Origin of the sequence: Kocuria sp. KSNUG (assembly GCF_049532735.1) — a bacterium.
GTDB lineage: Bacteria > Actinomycetota > Actinomycetes > Actinomycetales > Micrococcaceae > Kocuria > Kocuria rhizophila.
In genome coordinates this window covers 856774-882894 of record NZ_CP150981.1, presented here as the reverse complement: position 1 = coordinate 882894, position 26121 = coordinate 856774, and the positions used below count along the sequence as shown (strand labels likewise).

23 protein-coding genes are annotated in these 26121 nt (G+C 71.7%); 13 read left to right on the top strand and 10 right to left on the bottom strand.

Features of this window, described 5'->3' with window-relative positions:
- Window positions 1-152 precede the first annotated feature (152 nt).
- Window positions 153-1793, top strand: coding sequence for an SLC13 family permease (locus AABM36_RS03845; RefSeq protein ID WP_052239284.1), 1641 nt, complete (start codon window positions 153-155; stop codon window positions 1791-1793).
- A 264-nt stretch (window positions 1794-2057) separates the two neighbouring features.
- On the opposite strand, the gene AABM36_RS03840 is transcribed toward AABM36_RS03845, so the two are convergent.
- Window positions 2058-2675 (bottom strand): Dps family protein, encoded by a 618-nt coding sequence (locus AABM36_RS03840; RefSeq protein WP_019311032.1) that lies wholly within the window; start codon window positions 2673-2675, stop codon window positions 2058-2060.
- 194 nt (window positions 2676-2869) lie between these two features.
- On the opposite strand from AABM36_RS03840, the gene AABM36_RS03835 reads away from it, so the two are divergent.
- The 8 genes from AABM36_RS03835 to pknB all read left to right on the top strand — a co-directional run bounded on the left by AABM36_RS03835 (window position 2870) and on the right by pknB (window position 15003).
- Window positions 2870-4972, top strand: coding sequence for an NADPH-dependent 2,4-dienoyl-CoA reductase (locus tag AABM36_RS03835; protein ID WP_039101345.1), 2103 nt, complete (start codon window positions 2870-2872; stop codon window positions 4970-4972).
- Window positions 4973-5220: 248 nt separating this feature from the next.
- Window positions 5221-6042: an FhaA domain-containing protein gene (locus AABM36_RS03830; RefSeq protein WP_423447423.1), complete on the top strand. Its 822-nt coding sequence runs from the start codon at window positions 5221-5223 to the stop codon at window positions 6040-6042.
- A 1-nt stretch (window position 6043) separates the two neighbouring features.
- The gene (locus tag AABM36_RS03825) at window positions 6044-6559 is read left to right on the top strand and encodes an FHA domain-containing protein FhaB/FipA (RefSeq protein ID WP_423447421.1); all 516 of its coding nucleotides are present in this window, start codon (window positions 6044-6046) and stop codon (window positions 6557-6559) included.
- A 3-nt stretch (window positions 6560-6562) separates the two neighbouring features.
- Window positions 6563-8146, top strand: coding sequence for a PP2C family protein-serine/threonine phosphatase (locus AABM36_RS03820; protein ID WP_039101343.1), 1584 nt, complete (start codon window positions 6563-6565; stop codon window positions 8144-8146).
- Window positions 8143-9852, top strand: coding sequence for an FtsW/RodA/SpoVE family cell cycle protein (locus AABM36_RS03815; protein ID WP_039101342.1), 1710 nt, complete (start codon window positions 8143-8145; stop codon window positions 9850-9852). Before AABM36_RS03820 ends, AABM36_RS03815 begins: the two co-directional genes overlap by 4 nt.
- Window positions 9849-11291, top strand: coding sequence for a peptidoglycan D,D-transpeptidase FtsI family protein (locus AABM36_RS03810; RefSeq protein WP_423447418.1), 1443 nt, complete (start codon window positions 9849-9851; stop codon window positions 11289-11291). The genes AABM36_RS03815 and AABM36_RS03810 overlap by 4 nt, the downstream gene beginning before the upstream one ends.
- Window positions 11288-13036, top strand: coding sequence for a protein kinase domain-containing protein (locus tag AABM36_RS03805; protein ID WP_423447416.1), 1749 nt, complete (start codon window positions 11288-11290; stop codon window positions 13034-13036). Before AABM36_RS03810 ends, AABM36_RS03805 begins: the two co-directional genes overlap by 4 nt.
- 5 nt (window positions 13037-13041) lie before the next feature.
- Window positions 13042-15003, top strand: a complete 1962-nt coding sequence (gene pknB, locus AABM36_RS03800; RefSeq protein ID WP_423447414.1) for a Stk1 family PASTA domain-containing Ser/Thr kinase — start codon at window positions 13042-13044, stop codon at window positions 15001-15003.
- 171 nt (window positions 15004-15174) lie between these two features.
- Here pknB and AABM36_RS03795 read toward each other — a convergent pair whose 3' ends face one another.
- A complete protein-coding gene (locus tag AABM36_RS03795) occupies window positions 15175-15816 on the bottom strand; it encodes an anthranilate synthase component II (RefSeq protein WP_019311023.1) in 642 nt (213 codons plus the stop codon).
- Window positions 15817-16002: 186 nt separating this feature from the next.
- On the opposite strand from AABM36_RS03795, the gene AABM36_RS03790 reads away from it, so the two are divergent.
- The gene (locus AABM36_RS03790; protein ID WP_423447412.1) at window positions 16003-16710 is read left to right on the top strand and encodes a cell division protein CrgA; all 708 of its coding nucleotides are present in this window, start codon (window positions 16003-16005) and stop codon (window positions 16708-16710) included.
- Window positions 16707-16955: a hypothetical protein gene (locus AABM36_RS03785; protein WP_259906286.1), complete on the top strand. Its 249-nt coding sequence runs from the start codon at window positions 16707-16709 to the stop codon at window positions 16953-16955. The genes AABM36_RS03790 and AABM36_RS03785 overlap by 4 nt, the downstream gene beginning before the upstream one ends.
- A gap of 198 nt (window positions 16956-17153) precedes the next feature.
- Here the strand turns inward: AABM36_RS03785 and AABM36_RS03780 are convergent, their stop codons facing one another.
- From AABM36_RS03780 to AABM36_RS03765, 4 genes are all read right to left on the bottom strand, one after another.
- Window positions 17154-17708: a YceI family protein gene (locus tag AABM36_RS03780; protein WP_121566667.1), complete on the bottom strand. Its 555-nt coding sequence runs from the start codon at window positions 17706-17708 to the stop codon at window positions 17154-17156.
- Between the two features lie 154 nt (window positions 17709-17862).
- Window positions 17863-18525 (bottom strand): flavin reductase family protein, encoded by a 663-nt coding sequence (locus AABM36_RS03775; protein WP_259906284.1) that lies wholly within the window; start codon window positions 18523-18525, stop codon window positions 17863-17865.
- Window positions 18526-18798: 273 nt separating this feature from the next.
- A complete protein-coding gene (locus AABM36_RS03770) occupies window positions 18799-19326 on the bottom strand; it encodes a flavin reductase family protein (protein WP_019311018.1) in 528 nt (175 codons plus the stop codon).
- A 162-nt stretch (window positions 19327-19488) separates the two neighbouring features.
- The gene (locus tag AABM36_RS03765) at window positions 19489-20229 is read right to left on the bottom strand and encodes an alpha-ketoglutarate-dependent dioxygenase AlkB family protein (RefSeq protein ID WP_029603571.1); all 741 of its coding nucleotides are present in this window, start codon (window positions 20227-20229) and stop codon (window positions 19489-19491) included.
- A 112-nt stretch (window positions 20230-20341) separates the two neighbouring features.
- On the opposite strand from AABM36_RS03765, the gene AABM36_RS03760 reads away from it, so the two are divergent.
- Both AABM36_RS03760 and AABM36_RS03755 read left to right on the top strand, forming a co-directional pair.
- Window positions 20342-21319 (top strand): LLM class flavin-dependent oxidoreductase, encoded by a 978-nt coding sequence (locus tag AABM36_RS03760; protein ID WP_019311298.1) that lies wholly within the window; start codon window positions 20342-20344, stop codon window positions 21317-21319.
- 222 nt (window positions 21320-21541) lie between these two features.
- Window positions 21542-22804, top strand: a complete 1263-nt coding sequence (locus tag AABM36_RS03755; protein WP_423447410.1) for a low temperature requirement protein A — start codon at window positions 21542-21544, stop codon at window positions 22802-22804.
- A 27-nt stretch (window positions 22805-22831) separates the two neighbouring features.
- On the opposite strand, the gene AABM36_RS03750 is transcribed toward AABM36_RS03755, so the two are convergent.
- Genes AABM36_RS03750 through crtI form a run of 4 tightly spaced genes read right to left on the bottom strand, consistent with a single transcriptional unit; the run spans window position 22832 to window position 26112 of the window.
- Window positions 22832-23704 carry a prenyltransferase gene (locus AABM36_RS03750; protein WP_039101387.1) on the bottom strand — a complete coding sequence of 291 codons (873 nt, stop codon included), beginning with the start codon at window positions 23702-23704 and terminating at the stop codon, window positions 22832-22834.
- A complete protein-coding gene (locus AABM36_RS03745) occupies window positions 23694-24056 on the bottom strand; it encodes a lycopene cyclase domain-containing protein (protein ID WP_039101332.1) in 363 nt (120 codons plus the stop codon). Before AABM36_RS03745 ends, AABM36_RS03750 begins: the two co-directional genes overlap by 11 nt.
- Window positions 24053-24451, bottom strand: coding sequence for a lycopene cyclase domain-containing protein (locus AABM36_RS03740; protein WP_065118179.1), 399 nt, complete (start codon window positions 24449-24451; stop codon window positions 24053-24055). The genes AABM36_RS03745 and AABM36_RS03740 overlap by 4 nt, the downstream gene beginning before the upstream one ends.
- Complete coding sequence (gene crtI / locus AABM36_RS03735; RefSeq protein WP_374755808.1) at window positions 24451-26112, bottom strand: phytoene desaturase family protein; 1662 nt, start codon at window positions 26110-26112, stop codon at window positions 24451-24453. Before crtI ends, AABM36_RS03740 begins: the two co-directional genes overlap by 1 nt.
- Between the last annotated feature and the right edge of the window lie 9 nt (window positions 26113-26121).

Genomic DNA, 26121 nt, shown 5'->3' with positions numbered 1-26121 from the left:
GTGTCGCCGGCCGGTGCGAGCCCCCGAGCCGCCGGTCCGACGCGTTCACAACCTGTCACGCGGGGCCGGCCCGGCGCGGCCCCGGGGTCCCCTCCCCCGCCCTCACCTACGCTGGAGGGGATCCCCTTTCCCACGACGATGTGGAGAACACCATGAGCCACCCGGCCGTGCCCGGCGCACACCTGAAGAACCTGGACCCGGATCCGCACCGCGGCGAGGAGGTGAACTTCCAGTCCCCGGGTGAGCGGGCTCCGGCCGAGAAGCCGCACACCCGCACGATCCGGCTGCTGGGACTGCTCGCGGGTCTCGCCCTCGCCGTGGCCATCTACGCGCTGATGCCGCAGGACGTGCCCCACAACGCCAAGCTCACCGCGGCCACCGCCGTGCTCATGGGCGTGTGGTGGATGACCGAGGCGCTGCCGCTGCCCGCCACGGCACTGATCCCCCTGGTGGTGTTCCCCACGCTGGGCGAGGACATCACGCTCGACAAGGTGGGCGCCTCCTACGGCAACAACATCATCTTCCTGTTCATGGGCGGGTTCCTGCTGGCCCTGGCCATGCAGCGGTGGAACCTGCACCGGCGCATCGCGCTGCTCACCGTCAAGGTCATGGGCACCAAGCCCTCCCAGATGGTCGCCGGGTTCATGGTGGCCACGGGCTTCCTGTCCATGTGGGTGTCCAACACCGCCACGGCCGTGATGATGCTGCCGATCGGCGTGTCCGTGCTGCTGCTCGTGACCAAGATCGGCTCGGGTGACGGGGAGACCGCCCCGGCCACCGCGGAGGCGGGGGAATCCCGCGACACCGGGGAGGTGGACCTGCAGGACGACCAGCTCAAGGAGGAGGTGGTCAAGTCCAACTTCGGCACCGCCCTGATGCTCGGCATCGCGTACTCGGCGTCCATCGGCTCCCTGGGCACGATCATCGGCACCCCGCCCAACACGCTCATGGCGGGCTACCTCTCGGACGCGCACGACATCACGATCGGCTTCGGCCAGTGGATGCTCGTGGGCGTTCCCCTGGCCGTGGTGCTCATGGCCCTGTGCTGGCTGCTGCTCACCAAGGTTCTCTTCAAGCCCGAGATCAGCGAGATCCCCGGCGGCAAGGAGCTGATCGGTGAGGAGCTGCACAAGCTCGGCCCCATGTCCTCGGGTGAGAAGCGCGTGCTCGCGCTGTTCGTGCTGGCCGCTGCGGCGTGGATCCTGGTGCCCATCCTCTTCGACGACCCCATGATCTCGGACGCCGGGATCGCGGTGGCCGTGGGCCTGCTGCTGTTCCTGTGCCCCGCCGGCGCCGCACCGGGCGTCCGGCTGCTGGACTGGGACACCGCGGTCAAGCTGCCGTGGGGCGTGCTGCTGCTGTTCGGCGGCGGCCTGGCGCTCTCCGCCCAGTTCTCCACCTCGGGGCTCACCGAGTGGATCGGCCAGCAGGTCCAGGGCCTCGGCGGCCTGCCCGTGGTGCTGCTGGTGCTGCTCATGGCGGGCGGGATCCTGCTGCTCACCGAGCTCACGTCCAACACCGCCACCGCGGCCACGTTCCTGCCCGTGGCGGGTGGCGTGGCCATGGGCATCGGCGTGGACCCCATGCTGCTGGCCATTCCGGTGGCGCTGGCCGCGACGTGCGCGTTCATGCTCCCCGTGGCCACCCCGCCCAACGCCATTGCGTTCGGCTCGGGCTACGTGACGGTGAGCCAGATGATCCGGGGCGGCGTGTGGCTCAACCTCATCGCCCTGGTGCTGATCACCATCACCACCATGACCCTGGGGGTGTGGGTCTTCGGCCTCACCTTCTGAGCCCGCTCCGCCGGGCCCACGACGCCGCCGCGCACCCCTGGGGGCCCGGCGGCGTCGTCGTACGGGGCGCGGGAGGCGTGCCGGGACTGGGACACGCAGGGAGACCAGCCGGCTCGTGCGCATGGTGGCAGGGGGTGCGGGGAGAAGAGCCCCGCGGGGCAGTGCGGGGCGCGCGGCCCGTTCCGCGGGCGTGCACGCATGCGAAGGCCCCGGGGTCGCGCGGGGCGATCCCCGGGGCCGTTGCGGAACCCTGGACGGGTGGGACTACTTCTTCTTGGAGCCCTTGGCCGAGGTGCGGGAGGACTTGGCCGCGCCCTTGCCCCCGGTGGCGGACTTCGCGGCGGTCTTCTCCGTGCGGGCCCCCGCGTGGTCCAGCACGCCCGCGCCGGACTCGATGTGCGAGCGTATGAACCACTGGAACAGCTCGAGACCGCGGACCTGGCCGATCAGCATGTCCTCAGTGATGGGGTCCACGTCGCTCACGCGGGCCAGCGCCTCGCGGTGGTCCGAGATGACGCCGTCGTACACGAGGTCCAGCGCGGCGAGGTGCTCCACGCCCGACGCGCGGTTGATGTCGTAGTCGTCCCACGTGCGCTCGGCCACGATGGCACCGGGCAGACCGTTGGGGGACACGCCCATGGTGGCCATGCGCTCGGCGAGGTCGTCCACGTAGCCGCGGACCTCCTCGATCTGCGGGTCCAGCATCTCGTGCACCGCGATGAAGTTGGGGCCCACCACGTTCCAGTGGGCGTGCTTGAGGGTCAGCTGCAGGTCGTTGAGGGCGTGCAGGCGCTGCTGCAGGATCTCCGCGACGGCGTGGCCCTGCGCGGTGGTGAGACCCGGGACGGTGAAATTGGCGTTCCGGGTGGACTTCTTGGCCATGACAACCTCCTGGTGGAGTCGCGGCTGCCAGCACGGGATCGCACCGGGCCCGACTTATTGTGATGAATTCAGAATAACAAGCCGACGGCGAGCGCACCAGGGTGCGGACGACGTCGCCCGCGCCTCCCCGGGGGATTGGTGATCCTGCTCACGCACTCTAGGGTGGAGAAAATACCTGAGACCTGGAGTATCGGATGACTGCCTACCCCCACCTTCTGTCCCCGCTGCGCGTGGGGTCCCTGACCCTGCCGCACCGCGTGATCATGGGGTCCATGCACACCGGCCTGGAGGAGACCCCGGGCGGTGAGCAGGAGCTCGCGGACTTCTACGTGGAGCGGGTGCGCGGCGGAGCGGGGCTGATCGTCACGGGCGGCGTATCCCCCAACCGGGAGGGTGCCGCCCGCGAGGGCGGGGCGCACCTGAGCGAGGAGTCGCAGCTGCCCCCGCACCGCACGGTCACCGACGCCGTGCACGCGGAGGGTGGCCTGATCGCCCTGCAGCTGATGCACAGCGGCCGCTACGCCATGCACGCGGACGCCGTGGCACCCTCCCCTCTCCGCGCACCGATCAACAAGGTCACCCCACGCGAGCTGAGCACCGAGGACGTGGCGCGGACCGTGGAGGACTTCGCGCGCGCCGCGGGTCTCGCGCAGCAGGCCGGCTACGACGGCGTGGAGATCATGGGCTCGGAGGGCTACCTGATCAACGAGTTCCTGGTGGCGCACACCAACCAGCGCACGGACCACTGGGGCGGCTCCCCCGAGGCCCGGCGGCGCTTCGCCGTGGAGGTCGTGCGGCGGGTGCGGGGGGTCGCCGGCCCGGACTTCCTCGTGATGTACCGGCTCTCCGCCCTGGACCTCGTCCCGGACGCCCAGGAGTTCGAGCAGGTGCTCGCGCTGGGGCGCGAGGTGGAGACCGCCGGCGCGTCGATCGTCAACACGGGCATCGGCTGGCACGAGGCGCGGATCCCCACGATCGCCACGAGCGTCCCGCCCGCCGGCTTCACGTGGGTGAGCCGCGCGCTGCGTGAGCACCTGGAGATCCCCGTGGCCGCGGTCAACCGCATCAACACCCCGGAGATCGGCGAGGCCGTGATCGAGCGGGGGGACGCGGACCTCGTGTGCCTGGCCCGCCCGTTCCTGGCGGACCCGTCCTTCGTGTCCAAGGCCCGTGAAAACCGCCCGGACGAGATCAACACGTGCATCGCGTGCAACCAGGCGTGCCTGGACCACACCTTCTCGGGCAAGCGGATGTCCTGCCTGGTCAACCCGCGGGCCATGCGCGAGACCGAGCTCGTCCTGGGGCCCACCCGCACGGCCGAGCAGATCGCCGTGGTGGGCGCGGGCCCCGCCGGTCTGGCGTTCGCGGAGGCCGCCGCGCAGCGCGGGCACCGGGTGACCCTGTTCGAGGAGCACACCGAGATCGGAGGCCAGTTCCAGCTGGCCCGGCTCATCCCCGGCAAGGAGGACTACGCCCACACCATCCGCTACTTCCGCACCCGCCTGGCGGAGCTCGGTGTCACGGTGCACACGGGCCGCACCGCCACGGCTGCGGACCTGGGGTTCGCGGACCGGGTGGTGCTGGCCACGGGGGTGAATCCGCGGGTGCCCGGGATCCCCGGCGAGGACGGACCCACCGTGCTCGGCTACAAGGAGGTCCTGGGCGGAGCGCCGGTGGGTGAGCGCGTGGCGATCATCGGCGGCGGCGGCATCGGCTTCGACGTGGCCCACTTCCTCACGCACGACCCCCGCGCGGACTTCTACGAGGAGTGGGGCGTGGACCGCACCCTCGAGGCGCGCGGCGGACTGCTGCGCCCCGCCCCCGCCGCGCCCCTGCGCCGCGTGAGCGTCCTGCAACGCACCCCGGGCAAGCCGGGAGCACGACTGGGCACCACCACGGGCTGGATCCACCGCGCCGAGCTGCGCATGGCGGACGTGCAGTTCGTCACCGGTGTGCAGTACCAGCGGATCGACGAGCAGGGCGTCCACGTGCTCGTGCCGGAACCGGATGCGGCGGCCCCGGAAGCCGGCCGTGCGGCGTCGTCCGGAGCCGGGGCCGGTGGCACGGCGCGTGCGGCGGGAACCACGGCGATGGCCGAGGCCCCCACACTGCGGAAGCTGCTGGTGCCCGCGGACACCGTGGTGCTGTGCGCGGGCCAGGAGTCCCGTGCTGATCTCGTGGACGAGATGCAGGGCGAGCGTCCCGTGCACGTGGTGGGCGGAGCGCACGTGGCCTCCGAGCTCGACGCCAAGCGCGCCATCAAGGATGCCGTGGAGCTCGCCGCGTCCCTGCCCTGACCGGGGGTGCCCCACGAGGCTCGGTGCCGGCCACCGCGACACCGGGAGGGTCACCCGGACGACGCGCCCGGCGCCGGACCCGGATCCCCCGGACGGCGGGGCGCACTGCGGTGCACGGGCCGGGCTGTCACCACCCGCCCAGTCCGGCCGGTTACTATTCTGGGAACTGCCCACGACCGTGTGCCCCACCGCGCCCCTCGCGGCGGCACGGAGAACGCCGCCACTGGCCGAGCGAGAAAGGAGGCGGAATGGGTTTCTGGACCGGACTCGAGAACGGCATCGAGAAGGCCGTGCGCACCGCCTTCACCGCGGGGTCGCGCAAGCGCGTCGAGGCCGTGGAGATCGCGAGCGCGCTGCGCCGCGAACTGGACCAGGAGTCCTTCGGAGTCTCCGGCGGGCGCACCATGGCACCGAACGTCTTCACCGTGGAGTTCTCGGACGACGACTTCCCGCGCGCCCAGGAGTGGGGGGTGCAGCTGGCCGAGGAGCTGTGCGACGTGGTCATCCGCCACGCCCGGTCCCAGGCCTACACGCTCCAGGGAGCGGTGCGGGTGAGCTTCGTGCGCGAGCCCGAGCTGGAGACCGGCGAGTTCCGGATCCTCTCGTCCTTCGAGCGCACCAGCGCCCCGCAGGCACCCGCGGACGCCGGGACCTCCGCGCGGGCGCCCCAGCCGCCGGCTCCGGCACCCCACGCGCAGCCCCGCCCCGCGGGCGAGCCCGCCCCCCTGCCCGCCGCGGTCCACGATCCCGTGGTGCCCCGGTCCGCGCCGAACGCCGTGCCCGTGATCGAGGCGGGCTCCGAGCGCTTCTCCCTCAACGCCCCGAGCGTGAGCGTGGGCCGTTCCGCGGAGGCGGACATCACCGTGGAGGACACCGGGGTCTCCCGCAAGCACCTGGAGATCCGTCGCCAGGGCCAGAACTATCTGGCTGTGGACCTCGGCTCCACCAACGGCTCCTCCGTGGACGGCCAGAGGATCCAGGGCCGCGCCCAGCTCGTGGACGGCTCCGTGATCACCATGGGACGTACCAGGCTGGTCTTCCGGCTGCTGGTCCCGAAGGAGAGGCGCTGACGTGTCCGAACTGACCGTGACCCTGCTGCAGTTCGGCTTCCTGGCCCTGCTGTGGCTGTTCATCGCCGCCGTGGTCTTCTCCCAGGCCCGCGACCTCAGCGTGAGCGGCAAGGCCCGCTCGCGATCCCGCGGCCGCACCCGCTCCGCCGTGGCCACCGAGGAGCCCTCCGGTCGTCGCGCTGAGCCCGCCGCTGCCGCCGCTCCCGTGACGGGTGGTTCCAGGCACCGGCCCCAGCAGCTCGTGGTGCTCGACGGCCCGCTCGCGGGCAGCAGCTACCAGCTGGGCGCCGCGCCCGTGATGCTCGGCCGCTCCCCCGAGGCCACCGTTCCGCTCGAGGACGACTACGCCTCGGGCCGCCACGCCCGCCTGTTCCCGCAGGGCTCACGCTGGTTCCTGGAGGACCTCGGCTCCACCAACGGCACGTTCGTGCAGGGCCAGAAGCTGACCCGCGCCGCGGCCGTGGAGCCGGGTGTCCAGTTCCGCGTGGGACGCACCGTGATGGAACTGAGGCCGTAGCCCATGCCCATCGCCTTCCGCTACGCCGCGCGCTCCGACGTGGGGCGCGTGCGCTCCAAGAACGACGACTCCGCCTACGCGGGACGGTACCTGGCCGTCGTCGCCGACGGCATGGGCGGCCACGTGGGCGGCGACGTGGCCTCCGCCTCCGCGGTGATCGACCTCACGCACCTGGACCACGCGGGTCACGACGGCGACGCCGAGACCGTGCTCGCGGACGAGATCCAGAACGCCAACCAGAACCTCGCGAAACTCGTGCAGTCCAATCCTCGGCTGGGCGGGATGGGCACCACCGTGACCTCCCTGCTGATCGACGGGGACGAGATCTCCGTGGCCCACATCGGGGACTCCCGCGCGTACCGGCTCTCCGAGAGCGAGGGCTTCCAGCAGGTCACCACGGACCACACCTTCGTGCAGCGCCTCATCGACGAGGGCCGGCTGCACCCCGAGGAGGCCGAGACCCACCCCCACAAGAACGTGCTGATGCGCGTGCTCGGGGACGTGGACGCCTCCCCGGAGCTCGAGGTCCGCACCGTGCGCCCCGCCGTGGGCGAGCGCTGGCTGCTGTGCTCCGACGGCCTCAACGCCGTGGTCAACGCCAGGACCATCGAGAGCGTGATGCGCTCCACGGGTGACCTCAACCAGATCGTGAACTCGCTCGTGGAGCTCACCCTGGACCGCGGTGCCCCCGACAACGTGACCGTGGTGGTCGTGCAGGTGGACGAGATCCCCCACGGCAACGAGGCGCACCCCATGACCGGGGAGGGCCACGGCGCCGTGCCGGACGAGTCCCGCACCTCGGACGAGCGGCTGCGCGTGGAGACCTACGAGGCGCTCGAGGACCACTGGAACGGGCCGATCGACTCGCCCGTGGCCGGTGGCGGGCACGACTACCGCGAGCCCGGGCGCCAGGACCCCGCCGATCAGGAACCACCGCAGTCCTCGGCCTCGGCGCTGCGCCAGGACCTCGCCGAACGCCCCCACCTCCTGGTGGGCGCGGCGGCCAACGCCACCCAGACGGGCCGGATCCCCACGGTCTCCGACTCCGCGATGCAGCGCCGCTCCACCATGCTCTCCACCTCCACCCTGGAGGAGACCACCGACCCCGCCGAGGTGCGCAGCCTGCTGCGCCGCAAGGGCGAGGACCCCGAACCCGGGACCAGGCGGCGTCGTGCCGCGTGGATCGCCGGCGGTGTGGTGCTCGCGGTCGCGCTGCTGCTGGGCGGCTGGGGAGCCCGCGCCTGGACGTCGTCGCAGTACTACGTGGGCGAGGACCAGGGAAAGGTGGCCGTCTACCAGGGCGTCTCGCAGAGCCTGGGTCCCATCGCGCTGAGCGAGCTCGACTCCACCACGGACATCTCCGTGGACTCCCTGTCCCAGTACGCCCAGGAACGGGTGCGCGCCACGATTCCCGCCGGGAGCCGCGAGGAGGCGGAGGAGATCGTGGTGGAGCTCAAGAACTCGAGCAGCCCGGAGCCCCGCCCCACCGGCAAGGTGACCGTCACCACACCCACCCCGGATCCGTCCCGCAGCGCCAGCGGGTCGCCGAGCCCGGGGCGGAGCTCCTCCGGGGGTGACGACTCGTGAGCACCCTTGCCGCGCCGGCCGCCGCGCCCGCCCAGCACCCTGCCGTGCTCCCCAAGCCCCGGCGCATCACCGAGCTGATGCTGCTGCTGATGGCCCTGACCATCGGCGTGGGCGCCAACATCCTGGTGGACCCCGAGCAGCTGGAGAAGGACCCCTCCCACATCATCGTGAGCGGGGCCGTCCTGGCCGGGGGCGCGCTGCTGGTGCACGTGGTGCTGTGGATCCGAGCCCGGTACGCGGACCCGTACCTGCTGCCCATTGCCGTGGCGCTCAACGGCCTGGGCCTGGCCATGATCCACCGCATCGACCTCTCCACGGGTCAGACCGCCGCGAACACCCAGGTGGTGTGGACCGCCGTGGCGATGGTCACGTGCTGCGTGGTGCTGTGGTTCCTCAAGGACCACCGCCGGCTGCGCAACGTCACCTACACCATGCTGCTGCTGTCCGTGGTGCTGCTCCTGCTGCCCATGGTTCCGGGGCTCGGCGTGGAGATCAACGGTGCCCGGCTGTGGATCTCCGTGGCGGGACGCACGTTCCAGCCCGGTGAGATCGCCAAGATCACGCTCGCCATCTTCTTCGCCGGGTACCTGTCCATGAACCGGGACCTGATCCTGCTGGCGGGGCGCAAGGTGGGGCCCGTGCGGCTGCCGCGCTTCAAGGACATCGCGCCCATGCTGGCCGCGTGGCTCATCGCGATCGGGGTGCTCGTGCTGCAGAAGGACATGGGCACGGCCATCATGTTCTTCGGCCTGTTCCTGGCCATGCTCTACCTGGCCACCGGTCGCCTGGGCTGGATCGTGCTGGGCCTCGTGCTCATGCTCGTGGGCGGTTTCGCCGCGAGCCGCATCTTCTCCCACGTGAGCCTGCGCCTGGACGCCTGGCTGTCCGCGTTCGACCCCGAGGTCTACACGCGCTCCCCCGGGGGCTCCGCCCAGATCGTGCAGGGGCTCTTCGGCCTCGCCTCGGGCGGGCTCTTCGGCCAGGGGCTCGGGCAGGGCCGCCCGGACCTCGTCTCGTATGCCAACTCGGACATGATCATCACGGCGTTCGGTGAGGAGCTCGGCCTGATCGGGCTCTCGGCCATCCTGGTGATGTTCCTGCTCTTCGCCTCGCGCGGTCTGCGCGCGGCGCTCGGCACCCGGGACGCGTTCGGCAAGCTGCTCGCGGGCGGGCTGTCCGCGCTGATGGTGCTGCAGCTGTTCATCGTGGTGGGCGGCGTGACCCGTCTGCTGCCGCTGACCGGACTGACCACACCGTTCATGTCCGCCGGCGGTTCGTCCCTGCTCTCCAACTGGATCATCGTGGCCATCCTGCTGGCCATCTCCCACAGCGCCCGGCGCCCGGTGGCCACCGGCCCCGCCACGGACGAGGACCTCGCGTCGGTCGAACGACGCCGCCGCGCCCGCGAGGAGCAGCGCGCCCAGGACGGGGACGCCGCCGAGCGGGAGCCGGCCACGCAGCCCACACCGTCCGCCGCCCTGGCCTCGTCCGCCAAGCCCCTCGACGCCGCCGCGCACGACGCCGCGGGGCCGGGCTCGGCCACCGAGGTGATGTCCCGTCTCACCACCCGAACGGACGCCGCCGAGCGCGGCACACGGGGCGAGGAGGGCGCAACGGCCCGCCCGGCGTCGTCGGCGGGCGACGACACTGCAGAAGCGAACTCGCGCACCGGACGCGCGGCCGACGAGGAAGGAGGGACTCCGTGAACAAGGCGATCCGCAGGATGTGGCTCATGGTCGCGGGCATCGTGATGGTGCTGCTGCTGACCCTGACGTACGTGCAGTTCTTCGCGGCCGATGCCCTCCAGGCCAACCCCTGGAACAACCGGACCCTCTACGAGCAGTTCGGCCAGGACCGGGGCTCGATCCTGGTGGACGGCCAGGAGATCGCCAAGTCCGTTCCGTCGAGCGACGACTTCGAGCACCAGCGCGTCTACACGGACTCCCCGATGTACTCCAACCTCACCGGCTACTTCTCGCTGGTCTACGGCGCCACGGGGCTGGAGTCCGCCATGGGCGACGAGCTCTCCGGGGCCTCCGACGACCAGTTCTACGACCGCGTGGTCTCCCTGTTCTCGGGCGACCAGCCCAAGGGCGCGTCCGTGGAGCTGACCCTGGACTCGGAGCTGCAGAAGGTGGCCTACAACGCGCTCGAGGGTCACAACGGCTCGATCGTGGCCGTGGACCCGAAGACCGGCGAGATCAAGGCCATGGTGTCCCGCAAGAGCTACGACGCGAACGTGATGTCCTCCCACAACACTGACGAGGTCGTGGCCGCGGCGGACCAGCTCAACGCGGACCCCGCCCAGCCCCTCGTGAACCGCGCGATCGGCGGCGACCTCTACGCGCCCGGCTCCACGTTCAAGCTCATCGACACCGTGGCAGCCCTGGAGTCCGGGAAGTACACCACGGACACCACGATCCCGAACCCCAGCGAGCTGCCGCTGCCGGACACCACCGTGACCCTGCCCAACTACCGCCAGGGTGGCTGCGCGGCCCGCTCGCAGGTGAATCTGCAGTTCGCCCTGGAGCAGTCCTGCAACACGCCGTTCGCCCAGATCGCGATGGAGCTCGGGCAGGACGAGATCCGCAAGACCGCCGAGAACTTCGGCTACGGCCAGGAGCTGAGCATCCCGCTGGAGGTGACCCCCTCGGTGTTCCCCGAGGAGATGAACCAGGCGCAGCTCGCCCTGTCCTCGATCGGGCAGTACGACGTCCGCACCACCCCGCTGCAGGTGGCCATGACCTCCGCGGCGATCGCCAACGACGGGGTGATGATGAAGCCCAGCCTGGTCAAGAACGTCCGTTCCTCGGACCTCTCCGTGATCGACGAGTTCAAGGCGGAGCAGCTGCGCCGCTCCACGGACGCGGAGACCGCGCAGACCGTGACCGAGCTGATGACCTCCGTGGTGGACAACGGCATCGCTTCCGGCGCGGCCGTGCCCGGCGTGAAGGTGGCCGGCAAGACCGGCACGGCGGAGACCGGCGAGGACGGATTGAACGATTCGTGGTTCACTGGATTCGCGCCCGCCGATGACCCCCAGTTGGCAGTGGCCGTGGTCGTCGAGGACGTGGACGTCACCACAGGGTCCACCGTGACCAGCCCCAGCGCACGGCAACTCTTCGAGGCGGTGTTGAACAAGTGAGACCATCGTCGAGCACCATTCTGGGCGGTCGCTACGCGCTCACGGAACGAATTGCCATCGGTGGCATGGGCGAGGTGTGGAAGGCCAAGGACCAGGTCCTGGGCCGCATCGTGGCCGTGAAGATCCTCAAGGACGAGTACAACGGGGATCCCACGTTCCTGCAGCGGTTCCGGGCCGAGGCCCGACACACGGCCCTGCTCAACCACCCCGGCGTGGCGAACGTCTTCGACTACGGCGAGGACGAGGGCTCCGCGTTCCTGGTCATGGAGCTCGTGCCGGGCGAGCCGCTGTCCAACATCATCGACCGGCAGAAGTCGCTGGACGCGGACACCGTGCTCAACTACATCGGGCAGACCGCGCGCGCCCTCGCGGCCGCCCACGCGCAGGGTCTGGTGCACCGGGACGTGAAGCCCGGCAACCTGATCATCACCCCGGACAACCGGGTCAAGGTCACGGACTTCGGCATCGCGCGCCTCGCGGACCAGGTGCCGCTCACCGCCACGGGACAGGTCATGGGCACGGCCCAGTACCTCGCCCCGGAGCAGGCCACGGGTCAGACCGCCACGGGCTCCTCGGACATCTACTCGCTGGGCATCATCGGCTACGAGCTGCTCGCGGGGCGGCGGCCCTTCACCGGGGAGTCGCAGATCGCGATCGCCCTGGCCCAGGTCAACGACAACCCCCCGCCGCTGCCGGACTCCGTTCCGGAACCGGTGCGGGCGCTCATCATGTCCATGCTGGCCAAGGATCCCGAGGACCGGCCCGAGAACGCCGGCAAGCTCGCCAACGCCGTGGACGCCCTGCGCCGCGGGGACGTGGCCTCCGCCGTGACCATGGTGCCCGGCATGGGCCCGTGGCTGTCCGACACCGGTTCTGCCGACGACCAGCCCACCGAGGCGATGGCCCCGGTCTCCGGGCCGAGTACGCGCGCCATGCCCGGCACCGCCGGGTCGGCCGCGGCGATCACGAGTTCCGCGGCCGCCGCGGACCGCCCGGACCCCCGGTACAGCGCCCACCCGTCCACGGCACAGTTGGACGCCGTCGAACAGACCCGGGGGTCGGAGGGCTCCTCCGGGACGAAGGCCAAACGCTCGGTGTGGGCGTGGCTGCTCCCTGTGCTCGCGCTCCTCGCGGTGCTCGTGCTCGCGGGCGTGTGGTTCTTCTCCACACGGGACTCCGCGGACTCCCCGGCACCGGGAACCGTGACCTCCTCCACCGTGACACCCACGCCGGAGAACACCGTGACCCTGCCCCAGAACATCGTGGGGCGGGACGCGGACCAGGTCTCCACCGAGATCACCGCCATGGGCGTGAACGTGGACAAGCGGCTGCAGCGGGACACCGGGCGGCCCGCCAACACCGTGGTCTCCTCGGATCCCGCGGGCGGCACGGACGTGGCGGTCGGCTCCACGGTGGTCATGTACGTGGCATGGGATCCCGCGGCCGCTCCGACCCAGGGCTCGGGTGGCGGATCCACCCCTGCCCCCTCGCAGCCCGCGCCCACGCAGGACCCGGACCAGGGGCCCGCAATCCCCGGCAACTCGGTCCCCCCTGCCGCTCCCAACACCGGGGGCAACGGCGCCACGAACGGCGCCGCTCCCGAGAACAGTGCCGCCGGCGGCACGCAGGACGGCGGCGTCTCCGACGGACAGGGCGTGCGGGCTGACGGCACCACGGACTCCACCGACCCGCAGGACACGGGTGCCGTGGCGGCTCCCTCCCCCGGCACGGGCACGGACGGGTAGAGCACATGGGTGGGTCTTCGGTTCCCGAGCTGATCAACGATCGCTACCAGGTCGGCGAGGTCATCGGCCGCGGCGGCATGGCCACGGTGCACGTGGGCCAGGACGTCCGGCTGGGCCGCCAGGTGGCCATCAAGATCCTGCGCCCCGAGCTCGCGGCGGACGAGACCTTCCACGAACGGTTCCAGCGCGAGGCGCACGCGGTCGCATCCCTGAACCACCACTCCATCGTGGCCATCTACGACACCGGCGAGATCCGGCCGCAGAGCCCGGACGGCGTGCTGCGGCCCTACATCGTGATGGAGTACGTGCCCGGGGAGACCCTGCGCGAGCTGATCCATGGCCCGGGCGTGGCCCCCGCCGCGGCCGTCGAGTACATGCTCGGGATCGTGGACGCGCTGTCCTTCAGCCACCGGGCGGGGATCGTGCACCGGGACATCAAGCCCGCCAACGTCAAGGTCACCCCGGACGGCAGCGTGAAGGTCATGGACTTCGGCATCGCGCGCGCCGTGGAGGACACCCAGGCGGCGCTCACGCAGTCCCAGGCGGTGCTGGGCACCGCGCAGTACCTCTCCCCGGAGCAGGCTCGCGGGGCCGCCGTGGACCCCCGCTCGGACCTCTACTCCGCGGCGTGCGTGCTGTTCGAGATGCTCACGGGCCGCGCGCCCTTCGTGGGCGAGTCCTCCGTGGCGATCGCCGCGCAGCACGTGCGGGACGCACCGCCCGCGCCGTCGGCCCTGAACCCGCAGCTGCCGCCCGCCGTGGACCGCTTCATGGAACGGGCCCTGGCCAAGAACCCGCAGGACCGCTTCGCGGACGCCGGTCAGATGCGCCGCGCCCTGCGGGAGCTCGGGGCCGCCCTGCCCGCCGATCTGGGTGCCACCCAGCCCATCAGCCCCACGGACGCCGCTGCCCTGGCGGACTCCCACACCAAGACCCTTCCCGCCGTGGGAGCCGCGGTCGCCGCCGGAGCCGTCACGGCGGCGGGGCGCAGCGAGGACACAGAACCCACCGAGCCCACGCCGTCCCCGCGGCCCGGGCCCTTCGAGCCGGACGACGACGCCGGTGCCGACGTTCCCGAGCGGCGGCACGGGCGGCGTGGCTGGGTCGTCGTCCTCGTCGTCGTCCTGCTGCTCTCCCTGCTGGGGGCCGGAACGGTGCTGGGTGTGCAGTGGTGGCAGAGCCAGCAGGTGGAGCAGGTGGCCCGGGTGACCGTGCCACAGGTCGAGGGCATGGACAGCACCACCGCCGAGAACACCCTGCGGGACGCGGGCCTGAACCCCACGTTCACCCCGGAGCACAGCGACACCGTGCCCGACAAGCACGTGATCGCAGTGTCCCCGGCCGCCGGCACCGAGGTGGACCGGGACTCCTCCGTGGTGGTGAGGGTGTCCGAGGGCCCCGAGAACGTGAAGGTCCCGGAGGACATCGTGGGCCAGTCCCTCGAGTACGCCCGGGAGTCCATCCAGCACGCCGGCCTCACCATGGGCCCCGTCAGCACCGTCAACAGCGCCACCGTGCCGGCGAACGCGGTGATCTCCTCGGATCCCGCACCCGGCAGCTCCGTGGCCAGGGACAGCGCGGTGAAGCTGCAGGTGTCCTCGGGAAAGGTGACGGTCCCGGATGTGGTGGGCCGCAGCCGCGCGGACGCCGAGAACGCCCTGCGCTCCGAGGACGTGCGGCTCAACTCCAACGTGGAGATCCGCGAGACGGAGGACGCGGAGACGGGAACGGTGCTCGCGCAGTCCGCCCCCGCCGGTTCGTCCGTGAGCCAGGGCTCCACCATCACGCTCACGGTCGCGAAGAAGACCGAACCGTCCCCCACGCCGACGCGGACCCCGGAGGAGACCACGGAGCCCACAGAGCCCACAGAGCCCACGGCGCCCGCGGAGACGGCCACGGCCTCCCCGAAGCCCACCCGGCCGCAGCCCTCGGGCGGGTCCACGGCCTCGCGCGACAGCGGCCGCTGACGTCCGCGGGACGTCTCCGTCGCACCGTTCTCCATCCGGCCACGGTTGCCGGCCCTGTGGCCGCTCCCGCGGCGGCTCGTCGCAACGGCAGACAGCGGCAGACGCAGAAGACCCGCGGCCCCTCAGGGGACCGCGGGTCTTCTCGCACGGGGCGCCACTCGGCGCAGCGGGTCAGGCCGTCATGAGCGGGGACAGCCCCGCGGCAGCGGCTGCGGCACCGTCCTGGCCGACCTCCTCGAGCCAGTTGCCCAGCATGAGGTAGCCGCCCTCGGTGAGCACGGACTCCGGGTGGAACTGCACGCCGTGCAGCGGGGCGGTGCGGTGCCTGAGCCCCATGACCACCTGCCCGTCGTCCGTGGTGGCGGTGACCTCCAGGCAGTCCGGGACGGTGTCCGTGGCCACGGCGAGCGAGTGGTACCGGGTGGCGGTGAACGGCGAGGGGACCCCGGCGAAGACGCTCTCCCCCTGGTGCACCAGCTGGGAGGTCTTGCCGTGCATGAGCTGCTGCGCGTGGCCCACGCGCGCCCCGTAAACCTCACCCAGGGCCTGGTGGCCCAGGCACACGCCGAGCAGCGGGGTGCGGGTGCGCTCCGCCCAGCGGATCAGGTCAGAGCACACGCCCGCGTCCGCGGGGGCTCCGGGGCCCGGTGAGAGCAGCACGCCCTGGTGCTCGCCCGCGAGGGCCGTGGCGGCGGGGACGTCGAGGTCGTCGTTGCGCACCACGGTGGTCTGGGCACCCAGCTGCTGGAGGTAGCCCACCAGCGTGTAGACAAAGCTGTCGTAGTTGTCCACGACGAGGATCTTCACAGACACTCAAGAACTCCTGCGCGTTCACCGGTTGAAAGAACTCGCGCAAGTCTACGCCCGCGCGGGCGATAGACTGAACGGCGATGTCACGCCGGGGCCGCCGCCCCGGAATTCACCGGTGGGCGCCCGCGCGAGCCACGGACCCACCCGCACGGCGCCGGGTCGCTCCCGCGCTAGGAGGAATGATCAGCAGTGTCGCAGCCCAAGAAGCGCTTCGGTAGATCCCGCAACGCCCAGGACGAAACACAGCAGTTCAGCCTCACGGAGGAGGACCGCGAGCTCGCCGCCCTCGCCGCGGAGATCCTGCCGCGCAACAGTGCCGCGGCCTCCTTCGAGCGTGCGGCCACCCGCCAGGCCGGTTCCACCTCCGTCTCGGCGCGGGACGCGGTCACGGACACCGAGCTCGCCGGGGGCCCCGGAGCCGCCTCGGACACCGCAGCCGACCACCAGCCCGACGCCGCGGTCACGCCTTCCACGAAGCGCAGGAAGCGCGGGAAGAAAACGAGCGCGCAGACGTCGGTCACGGCGTCGTCGGATGCGGCGAGCACCACCGGCGCGGACGACGCCGCCCCGCAGGCCGCCACCGCGGGCGCCGAGGACACCGCGGAGGAGACCCCGGCGGAGGCCAAGGCCCGCATCAAGGCCGCCCGGCAGGCCAAGCGCCGCGAGGAGAAGGCCGCCAAGGCCGAGGCCCGCGAGCACCGCGCCACCGAGTACCGCCCCACGCCCATGTGGTTCAAGGTGATCATGATCGGCCTGATGATCGTGGGGCTGCTGTGGATCATCGCCTACTACCTGTTCCAGGGCCTGGTGCCCATCCCGGGGATCGGCGAGTGGAACCTGTTCATCGGTCTCGGGTTCATGCTCGCCGGGCTGATCATGACCACGCAGTGGCGATGAGCACGCCTCAGGGCCCGCGCCCCGGGGACCGCTCCGACCCCGAGGGCTCCGGGACGACGCCACCGGGGCCCCTCACGGAGGCCGATGACCTCGAGGGCGGCTCTCGGACCGGGAGCGAATCCGGTCCCCGTGAGCACACCCCCCGGATCAACCCCGCGCGCATGGAAGTGCGGGTGCGCCGGATCGCGCTGCTGGGGCTCGTACTGGTCCCCCTGATCTACTTCGTCGTGCAGTCGCTGCGCTGAGACCCGTCAGCTCGCACGGCGCACGACCCCGAGCACGGGCCACGGCACCAGGACACGGCTGAGGCATCCGCGCACAGCAGCGGTTCCCGGACACGGCAGTGCCGGCGCCCCGTCGAGGATCGGGGGCACCGGCACGTCACGCGCACCGCTCAGGGGCGGAGCCGCTGAGGCGGGGAGCCGCTCAGACTGCTGAGCGTCTCAGGCGGCAGAGCCGGGAGCGGTGAACTCCACGTCCAGGTCGATCCGGACCTTGTCCGAGACCATGACCCCGCCGGCCTCCAGGGCCGCGTTCCAGGTGATGCCGAACTCCTTGCGGGAGATCGTGGTGGCGGCGGTGAAGCCCGCCCGGGTGGTGCCGAACGCGTCCACGGCCACGCCGTTGAACTCCGTCTCGAGCTCCACCTCGCGGGAGACCCCGCGCAGGGTCAGGATGCCCGTGACCGTGCCTTCCCCGCCGTCCAGGTGCACGCCGGTGATGTCATAGCTCATCTGCGGGAAGGTCTCCACGTCGAAGAACTCCGCGGAGCGCACGTGGTTGTCGCGGGCCTCGTTCTTGGTGTCCACCGAGGCCATCTCGATCTCCACCCGGCCGGTGGACCGAGCGGCGTCCTCGGCCACGGTCAGTTCGCCGGAGACCCCTGCGAACGTGCCGCGGACCTTGGAGATGCCGGCGTGGCGGACCGAGAACCCCACCTCGGTGTGCGCCGGGTCGAGGGTCCAGGTGCCGGTGGTCATGCCGTCGAGGGTGTTCATGGGTGCGTTCCTCCGCGTCTCGTGGGTCGGCGCTGCGCCAACCACTTGCTTGCTTCGGAAACTAAATTACGCCCACTTTGATGATGCGTCAATGTATGTCGAAGAAACTTTCTGTGCGGGTCCCGGCAGGGGCCGCAGCGCCTCCCTGGCTGGACTAGAGGTGCAGGTCCAGCACCGAGTTGTGACTCAGGCCGTGGAACTGGCGCTGGTGGTACACCAGGGGGCTGCCGGAGCCCTCCTCGCCCAGGACGTCCACCACCGCGGCGTTGAACACCAGCGCGGGCCCGGCCTTGATGCGGGCCAGCGGAATGGCGCGCAGCACGCGGCGCACATCCGTGAGCCGGGGTTCACCCGTGGGCAGGGTCTCCCAGGCCATGTCCTCCCCGAAGCGCGGGGCACCGGAGATCGCAAAGGAACGGGCCAGCTCCACGTTGTCGGAGTCCAGGAAGTGGACGATGAACGAATCCGCGGTGGCCACCACCGCGGCGGAGCCGCGCTTGGCCTGCAGGGAGAACCCCAGGATGGGCGGGTCCGCGGAGATCGAGGACACCGAGGACGCCGTGAGGCCCACCGGACCCTCCGGGCCGGCCACCGTGATGATGGCGATGCCCGCGGGGTGCTGGCCGAACGCGGACTTGAACCCCTCGGTGAGTCCGGGATCGCTTTGCAGCGCCTCCGTGGGGGCCACGAGATCCACGGCGTGCGCCGCCACGCTTTCGGCCTCCCGCCCCGTGGCGGGCACACCCTCCAACTCCGCCCCGCTCTGCGGTGTGGTGTCCTGGGGGGTTCTCTCGCTGACGCGCTCCGACATGATCATGGGTTCCTCTCCCGCGGTGCTCCGGGGTCGTCGGCCCGGCCCTCTGTCTCTCCCTGCTCCTCTCGATCCTGCCAGGGACAGCGCCCGCAGGACACCGTCTCAGGGTCCACATTCTGGGCCACACGGCGCAGAGCGGCGCCACCTTGGGGGACAGATTCGCACCTGCAACTCCGCCGTTCGCCCCACAGGTGCCACGCGCTCGGGGCCATTTCGTCCGCGCGCTGCCAAGGATCGGCCCGGGGCGGGCGGTCGGGGGTACCGCCCGGTTTCATGTCATCCGATGGTCTTGTACTCCCTGGCGTAGTGGATCAGGGGACGGTCCGTGGAACCGGCCCCCGCACCGCGGCCCATCGCGGTGACCCTGCCCACCACCACCAGGTGCGTGGCCGCCGTGTGCGCGGAGACGGTATCCAGCTCGAACCAGCTCAGGCAGCCGTCGATCACCGGGGTGCCCGTGCGCTGGGTGCGGTGGAACGGGACGGTGTCCAGCAACCCGTCCACGGGGTTGCCGGGACTCGCGAGCCAGTTGGCCACGGGGCGCTGATCCGAGGCCAGCAGGGACAGCGTCCACGTTCCGCTGCTCTCCACGGCCTCGCACATCCGGCCCATGTCGTACAGGCACACCAGCATGGTGGGCGGGTCGTAGGAGACGTCCGCGAAGGCGGTCACCGTAATCGCGTGGTCCTTGCCCCGGTACCGGGAGCACACCACCCCCACCCCCGAGGCGTGCTCGGCGGCCAGGGTGCGGTAGCGCTCCACCTGGGCCTCGGCCGGGTTCGGATCCACGGGTTCGATCTGCATGGGCCCAGTGTGTCACCGTCACCCACGACGCCGCCCGGCCAGGTCCGCCGCGAAGTCCCGCGGCCGCGCGCGCCCCACCCCGTGTCCACCACGTCACGCCCACGTGCAGCTGGTCGTCCCGCGCCGGTCCTGGCCCTCCCCGGCGGCGGCACCCGTGTCCCGTCACCTGCCGCCGCGGCCACCCGTCATGCGCAGCGTGATGTTCAGCCGCCCGCCGTTCTTGAGCCCCAGCTGGCGCCCGCCGGTCCCCGGCAGCACCTTGGGCACACCGTGGAACGCGTACCGGGACGGTCCGCCGAACACGAAGAGGTCCCCGGAACGCAGCTCCACGTCCTGGTACGGCGCCGTGCGGGTCTCGGTGTTGCCCAAACGGAACATGCACGTGTCCCCGAGCGAGAGGGACACGATGGGCGCGGCGGAGAACTCGTCCTTGTCCTGGTGCATGCCCATGTGGGCGGCGTCGTCGTAGAAGTTGACCAGCGCAGAGTCCGGGCGGTGCTCGCGCACCACCCGATCGATGCCGTCGAAGGCCACGGGGTCCGGGTCGGACGCGGCCACCGGCCCCGCGGCGTCGTCGTCCGCGCCCGGCCCGTAGGCCTCCGCCACCGCGCGGGTGCCGAGCGCCACGAGCCACTCCGGCAGCTCGGGCAGGCGCGGGCCCGCGGCAGCGCCGTAGCGGTAGGGCTCGCGCGTGCCGAGCATGACCGACTGCACGGACATCCGCCCGCCCCCGGGCATGACCTGGTGCTTCATGGGAGCAGCTCGCACCCACTCCCGGCAGACCGTGACCAGCTGCTGCTGGCACCCGGTGTCCAGCCAGTCGGGCACGTGCACCGCACCGGGTGCCAGCACGCGGCGTGAGCGCGGGACGGTGAAGAGCTCCTCGACCTCGTACTCGGACATGGCCCGAGCGTAGGACCGCACTCCGACACCCACACACGGACTCCCCCGCGGAATACCACGCCCACCAGTCCCGTTATTTCCACAGCAAGCTTTCGTCTGGAAAGGTCCTGCCATGTCCCTGCCCCTGTCCGTCATCGACTTCGCCACCGTGCGGGAGAACCAGCCGCTGCGCGAGACGTTCGCGGACTCCGTGACCCTCGCCCAGCACGTCGAACGCCTGGGCTACCAGCGCGTCTGGTACTCCGAGCACCACAACGCCCCCACCATTGCGTCCTCCGCTCCCGCGGTGCTGATCTCCCACATCGCGGCGCGCACCGAGAGCATCCGGCTCGGTTCCGGCGGCGTGATGCTGCCCAACCACTCCCCGCTGGTGGTCGCCGAGCAGTTCGGCACGCTCGCGGAGCTGTACCCCGGGCGCATCGACCTCGGCCTGGGGCGCGCGCCCGGCACGGACCCGCGCACCCTGCAGGCGCTGCGCCGTGCTCCCGAGGCCGCAGAGAACTTCCCCCAGGACGTCAGGGAGCTGCAGGGCTTCCTGCGGGACGAGTCGCTGATCCCGGGGGTGCGCGCGGTGCCCGGTGCGGGCACGAACGTGCCGCTGACCATCCTGGGCTCCTCGCTGTTCGGCGCCCAGCTCGCGGCGGCCTACGGCCTGCCGTACGCGTTCGCCTCGCACTTCGCCCCGGACGCACTGGTGGATGCCGTGGCGGCCTACCGCTCCCAGTTCCAGCCCTCCGAGCAGCTCGCGGAGCCGTACGTGATCGCGGCGGTGAACGTGATCGTCTCCGAGGACGCACAGGACGCCGCGCGCCAGCTCGAGGCCACGCAGCGGGCCCGCGTGAAGCTCATGCTGGGCCGCGGCCGCGAGTTCACGGACGAGGAGATGGACATGGTCATGGCCTCGCCCGCCGCGTCCCAGATCCTGCACATGCTCAGCTACATGGGCGTGGGCACCCCGGACACCGTGGTGGACTACCTGCACCGCTTCGCGGACCACGCGGACGCGGACGAGCTCATGATCTCGCCGCTGTCCACGCGCCAGCCGGACGTCCTGCAGTCCATGGAGCTGCTCGCGCGCGCCTGGTCCTGAGCCCGGAGTTCAGGCGAGGGAGTCCGGCACGCACGTGAGGGCGGCGTCGTGCACGGCGGGGAGTTCCGCGCACCGCCCGCACGCCGCCGGGAGCGCACTGCGCGGCCCCACACCGCACGGCCCGGTGCCGCGCCGCCATGACAACGACGCCGCTGCGCCGCCTCCGCCGCGCGCGGCACCGTAAATTCTCGCGCGCCTGGGCCGCACCCTACGATGACTCCCATGACCCACACCCCCGCGGAGAGCACCCCTGCGCCCCACGGCCTGCGCCGCATCAGCGCCCGGGACCGCACCGAGGCGCACCGGACCGCCACCCCGTTGGAACTGCTGTACGACCTCGTGTTCGTGGCGGCGTTCTCCCAGGCCGGTGTGGCGCTCGCGCACCAGGTGGAGACGGGCAACGTGGCCGGCGGGGTGCTCGCGTTCAGCGTGGCCATGTTCGCCGTGGTGTGGGCGTGGGTGGGCAACACGTGGTTCTCCTCCGCGTTCGACACCGACGACTGGCTGCAGCGGCTGTCCACCATGGTGCAGATGGCCGGGGTGGTGATCCTGGCGCTGGGGATCCCGCCGTTCTTCGAGTCCCTCCACGAGGAGCACGTGCACAACGGGCCCATGGTGGCCGGGTACATCGTGATGCGCCTGGGGCTGCTGGCACAGTGGCTGCGCGTCTACCTCAGGGTTCCCGAGCACCGGCACCGCGCGGGCGTGGTGATCCTCTGGACCGTGGTGGCGCAGATCGGCTGGACCCTGACCGCGGTGTTCCCCACCACGTGGCCCGTGTTCGTGGGCGCCGGGCTCGTACTGGTGGGCTTCGAGTTCCTGGGCCACCTGCTGCCCGGCGGCAGCCAGCAGGCCCCGTGGCACCCCCACCACCTCGCGGAGCGCTTCGGGCTCATCGCGATCATCACCCTCGGCGAGAGCGTCGTGGGAACCATTGCCGCGCTGCAGACCGCCCTGCCCGAGGAGGGCGGCTGGACGCTGCAGCCCGTCCTGGTGGTCGCCGCCGGGCTCGGTCTCACGTTCGGCGTGTGGTGGAGCTACTTCGGTGTGGACTTCGGCAGGGCGCTCGCGGCCCGGCCGTCGGTGGCGGGGATCTTCACTGTCCTGCACCTGGTGATCCTGGGCGCCATCGCCGCCATGGGCGCCGGTCTGCACGTGGCCGGCGCCGCGCTGGCCCACCCGGAGGAGGCCTCCCCCGAGCTCGCCGTGCTGTTCGTGGGGGTGCCGCTGCTGGTGTTCTACCTGGGCTTCTACGGGCTGTACACGGTGTTCGTGCCGGAGGCGGACCTGCGCCACATCGTGCTCATCCTGATCACGCTCGCGCTCGCCGCCACGGGCCCCCTGCTCGCGTGGTGGGGCGTGCCCATGGGCTGGTGCCTGCTGGTGGTCGCGGCCGCCACGCTGCCCACGGTGGTGGGCTACGAGTGGTTCGGCCACGACCACCAGGAGCAGCAGCTCCGGCGCCTGGAGCGCCGCACGCGCTGACAGTCTGCACCACGCGGCGAGCGGTCCTCAGCCGCGGACCTGGGACCACCAGATCAGCAGCATGGTCACCAGGAACCCCGTGAGGTAGTTCAACCACAGGAACGTCCTCCACCCGGCGTTCGCGCGCCCGGAGTCGGCGTCCGTGACGCCGCGGAAGCGCAAGGCGTTGAGCAGGTACGGCACCGCGAGCAGCGCGGCCAGCTGACCGGGCCACTCGGTGCACAGCATCAGGATCCCGGCGAGCGCGTACAGCCCCGCGGAGAGCCACACCGTGGGGCGGGCGCCCAGCACGGTGGCCACGGAGCCCAGCCCGCCCTCGCGGTCCGGGACCACGTCCTGCACCGCCCCGAACATCTGCGAGGCCATGCCCCACAGGAAGAACCCGGCCAGCAGGGCCCACAGCCCGCCGGTGAACTCCGTGCCCGCGAGCGCCAGCCCGTACACGGCCGGAGAGACGAAGTGCGTGGCGGAGGTCATCGCGTCCAGGAACGGGCGCTCCTTGAACCGCAGCCCCGCCCACGAGTAGGCGACCACCGCGAACAGGGACACCGCGAGCACCGCGAGTGAGACCCAGTTTCCCGTGGCCACGCCCCAGCCCGCGAGCACCAGGACGAACGGCACCGGCAGCAGGCAGGACGCCAGCAGCACGGGCCGCTGCGCCGCCCGGTCCACCACCGCGCCCTCCACGCCTCCCTTGCGGGGGTTGCGCAGGTCGGACTCGTAGTCGAAGACGTCGTTGATGCCGTACATCGCCAGGTTGTAGGGCACCAGGAAGAACACGGTGCCCAGCACCACCAGCCACCACGGCAGCCCACCGGTCAGCAGCACGGCCGCCGCGAACGGGTAGGCCGTGTTGACCCAGCTCAGGGGGCGCGAGGCCCAGAACAGCCTAGTGAGCACGTCCACTCCCCTCCTTGCCACCGGGCGCGCCGGGGGACGACGCCGCCCCCTCCCGTTCCCAGCCCAGCAGCAGCCACAGCGCGGGCAGCAGCAGTACACCCGCCACGGGGTAGGCGAAGTCCTCGAGCGGCGCGAGTCCGATCCGCACTCCGGAAATGTTCTGCTCCGTGTACGTCATGATCCCGGAGGCGATCATGACGTTGTCGAACACCGCCGTGAGGACCACGAGCAGCACCGCGGCCCCCGCGAGCGAAACCCAGAACAGTCGTCCCGGACGGCGCAGCAGCACCGCCACCGCGAGCACCACCACGGCGATCCCCAGGAAGATCGCGTTCACACCCCAGTACGTCATGAACGTTCTCCCGTCGGTGGTGTGCGGCTCGTCTCTGCCGCACGTGCCACGGCGTCCCCGGCGCTGGGGTGCCCCGCCGCGCGGGACCGCAGCCAGCGCCACAGCACGGGCGCGCCCAGCACGTAGACCATGGTCTGGTAGCCCAGGAACGCGAGGAAGAAGACCTCTTCCAGGGGCAGCTCGGGGGCCACGAAGATGCCCAGGGTCAGCGAGTTCTCGCCGTGCCAGAACAGGCCGTTGGCGATCCCAACGAGGTCCCAGGCCAGGAAGAACACCGTCCCCGCGAGCAGCACGAGCCACGCGCGCAGCGGGTTCCCGGACCAGAAGAACAGACCCCAGCGCCGGTCGAGCAGCGCGAAGCACCCCAGGAGCACGAGCAGAACGGCCAGGTACATCAGCGGCCCCCGTGTCCCCGGACCGCGTCCCGGACCACCTCGGAGGAGATCAGGCACATGGGCACGCCGATCCCCGGGCGCACCGAGGACCCCGCGTAGAAGAGGCCCGCGATCCCCGGGTCCGTGACACCCGGGCGGAACAGCGCCGACTGCCGCAGCGTGTGGCCCGGGCCCAGCATGGAACCGCGCCACGCGTTGAACTGCGCCTCGAAGTCCTCGGGGCCGTAGGTGCGGCGCACCACGATCCGCTCGGCAAGGTCCGGGATGTCCGCCCAGCGTGCGAGCTGCGCGATCGCGGCGTCCGCCACCCGCTCCACCTGCGGGGAACCGGGCTCGTCCATTTCGGGGGTGCGGACCCCGCCGCGGCCCCACTCCGGCACCGCCGGGGAGGGCACCAGGATGAACAGGTTCTCGTCCCCGTCGGGTGCGGTGCCCGGATCGGTGGCCGAGGTCATGGACACGTAGATCGAGGTCTGCTCCGCGAGCGGCGAGCCGTCCGCGATGCGCCCGAAGTTGTCGTCCCAGTCCGCGGTGAACAGCAGGTTGTGGTGCACGAGCTGCGGCAGCTTCCCCCGCACGCCCAGGCACACCAGCACCCCGGAGGGCCCGGGGTCACGGTGCGTCCACCGGGTCTCCGGCGCCCGGAAACGCTCCGGCAGCAGGCGGGTCTGCAGGTGGTGCAGGTCCGCGGCACCGATCACCACGTCCGCGGGGACCCTGACCTCGCCGACGCCGCCCGGCTCCCCCACGCGGTAGGTCACCCCGGTCACGGAGCCGGCCGAGCGGCGTCGTGCGCGGGCCGCACGCGCGAGGGACCGCGGCGAGGGTCGTGCGGACGAGACCTCGATGCCGCTGACCGCGGCACCGGTGACGATCTCCACCCCGGCCGCGCGCACGAGGCGTTCCATGGCGTCGACGAGCGCCGCGAACCCGCCCACGGGGTACTGCACCCCGTCGGTGAGGTCCAGGTGGCTCATGAGGTGGTACATCGCTGGGGCGGTGTCCGGGGAGGCGCCCAGGAACACGGCGGGGTAGCCCAGGATCTGGCGCTGCCGCGGGTCCCGGAACCGGGCCGCCACATAGCTCTTCATGGACGAGCTCAGCAGCCCGCCCAGCCGCGGCAGGTTGCGCAGCACCTCGGTGCGCGCGAGGTCCGTGGGGCGGGAGAAGTTGGTGTACAGGAAGTGCTTCTTGGCCAGCTCGTACACCTCCGCACCCGAGTCCAGGTACTCCCGCAGGGCCTCGGAGGAGCCGGGGTCGAGCTGCTCGAACAGCTCTTCCGCGTGCCCGGCGCGCACGTCCGTGGGCGGCTCGTCCAGGTGCTGCTCGAAGAACGTGCGGTAGCCGGGGTCCAGGCGGCGCAGGTCCAGCTGCTCGGCGGCGCTCGAGCCCATGAGCCGGAACCACCGGTCGATGACCTCGGGCATGAGGTACCAGCTGGGGCCGGTGTCGAACGTGAACCCCTCCGCGGACCAGCGCCCGGAGCGCCCACCCAGGGTGTCCCGCTGCTCCAGCAGGGTCACCCGGTGCCCGTCCCGGGCCAGCAGTCCCGCGGTGGCGAGCCCCGCGAACCCGCCACCGACCACGACCGTCCGCGGGGCACCCCCGCCGCCGTGAGCCGTGTGCGTGCTCGTGGTCTCGTTCGTGCTCGTCGTGGCCATGTGTGCTCC

Coding starts and splice junctions, on each gene's coding strand:
- AABM36_RS03740 (WP_065118179.1), bottom strand. CDS start 24,451: ATGTACCTGGCCGTTCTGCTCGTGCTCCTGGGGTGCTTCGCGCTGCTC.
- pknB (WP_423447414.1), top strand. CDS start 13,042: ATGGGTGGGTCTTCGGTTCCCGAGCTGATCAACGATCGCTACCAGGTC.
- AABM36_RS03835 (WP_039101345.1), top strand. CDS start 2,870: ATGACTGCCTACCCCCACCTTCTGTCCCCGCTGCGCGTGGGGTCCCTG.
- AABM36_RS03765 (WP_029603571.1), bottom strand. CDS start 20,229: ATGTCCGAGTACGAGGTCGAGGAGCTCTTCACCGTCCCGCGCTCACGC.
- AABM36_RS03775 (WP_259906284.1), bottom strand. CDS start 18,525: ATGATCATGTCGGAGCGCGTCAGCGAGAGAACCCCCCAGGACACCACA.
- AABM36_RS03830 (WP_423447423.1), top strand. CDS start 5,221: ATGGGTTTCTGGACCGGACTCGAGAACGGCATCGAGAAGGCCGTGCGC.
- AABM36_RS03785 (WP_259906286.1), top strand. CDS start 16,707: ATGAGCACGCCTCAGGGCCCGCGCCCCGGGGACCGCTCCGACCCCGAG.
- AABM36_RS03780 (WP_121566667.1), bottom strand. CDS start 17,708: ATGAACACCCTCGACGGCATGACCACCGGCACCTGGACCCTCGACCCG.
- AABM36_RS03820 (WP_039101343.1), top strand. CDS start 6,563: ATGCCCATCGCCTTCCGCTACGCCGCGCGCTCCGACGTGGGGCGCGTG.
- AABM36_RS03845 (WP_052239284.1), top strand. CDS start 153: ATGAGCCACCCGGCCGTGCCCGGCGCACACCTGAAGAACCTGGACCCG.
- AABM36_RS03745 (WP_039101332.1), bottom strand. CDS start 24,056: ATGACGTACTGGGGTGTGAACGCGATCTTCCTGGGGATCGCCGTGGTG.
- crtI (WP_374755808.1), bottom strand. CDS start 26,112: ATGGCCACGACGAGCACGAACGAGACCACGAGCACGCACACGGCTCAC.
- AABM36_RS03755 (WP_423447410.1), top strand. CDS start 21,542: ATGACCCACACCCCCGCGGAGAGCACCCCTGCGCCCCACGGCCTGCGC.
- AABM36_RS03760 (WP_019311298.1), top strand. CDS start 20,342: ATGTCCCTGCCCCTGTCCGTCATCGACTTCGCCACCGTGCGGGAGAAC.
- AABM36_RS03840 (WP_019311032.1), bottom strand. CDS start 2,675: ATGGCCAAGAAGTCCACCCGGAACGCCAATTTCACCGTCCCGGGTCTC.
- AABM36_RS03770 (WP_019311018.1), bottom strand. CDS start 19,326: ATGCAGATCGAACCCGTGGATCCGAACCCGGCCGAGGCCCAGGTGGAG.